Source organism: Brevundimonas sp. UBA2416 (assembly GCF_002343105.1).
Taxonomy (GTDB): domain Bacteria; phylum Pseudomonadota; class Alphaproteobacteria; order Caulobacterales; family Caulobacteraceae; genus Brevundimonas.
Map to the genome: position 1 here is coordinate 13,715 of NZ_DDRM01000044.1, position 818 is coordinate 14,532.

The following is an 818-nucleotide window of genomic DNA, read 5'->3' on the forward strand; positions in this document are numbered from 1 at the left end:
CCCGTCGTATTTCGCCGCCCTCGGCCTGCCGATGGAGGAGGTCTTCGTCGCAACCCTGCAACGCCGCGGCCTGACCGGCGCCGACGCCCCGATCCTGATCCAGTGTTTCGAGGTCGGAGCCCTGCAACGCCTCCGCGCCCGCCTCGCCGCCCCGCTGCTGCAACTGGTCGCCGCATCCGGCGGCCCCTTCGACCGCCCGGACCTCAGCTACGCCGCCATGACCACGCCCGAAGGCCTCGCCGGCATCGCGCGCTACGCCGACTGGATCGGCGCCGACACGGCCCTGATCGAACCGACCCCCGGCGCCCCGACCGCCCTGATCGCCGAGGCCCACGCCGCCGGCCTCAGGGTCGCCGCCTGGACCTTCCGCGCCGAGAACGCCTTCCTGCCCGAGGCCGACCGCATCGGCGACGACCCGGCGGCGCACGGCCGCGCGCGCGAACGCCTCGCCCGCTTTGCCGTCTACGGCCTCGACGCCGCCTTCATGGACCAGCCCGCGCTCGGCCGCTGAAGCCTCCCTTCCCGCCCCCGATCCTCCGTCCCCTTCCGACCCCCAAAGCTCCCTTCTCGCCCCTCCGCGAAATTTTTCTTCTCAGCGCAGATTGGCGCCCCCGTAAAATAGGCCCCGTCGGTCCCCGGACCGCCGCCGGTCTTTGACAATCCACACCCCCGCGACCGCCCCAGGCGCGGCGAACCCACAGCCCAGCTCCGGCTTGGCCACGCCCGCGCAGGGGCGAGAAGGCAGCTTTTCGGCATTTTTTGCGGAGAGCCCATGCCCTTCCCTTCCCCCAATTCGGGGGAAGGTGGCAGGCGGAGCC

The 818-nt window shown here is 72.4% G+C and carries 1 protein-coding gene; it reads left to right on the forward strand.

What is annotated here, in order from left to right; all coding sequences use genetic code 11:
- Positions 1–511, forward strand: a 511-nt coding sequence (locus tag B3E43_RS14230; protein ID WP_292030629.1) for a glycerophosphodiester phosphodiesterase family protein, incomplete at its 5' end; no start/stop codon positions are given.
- Positions 512–818: the final 307 nt, after the last annotated feature.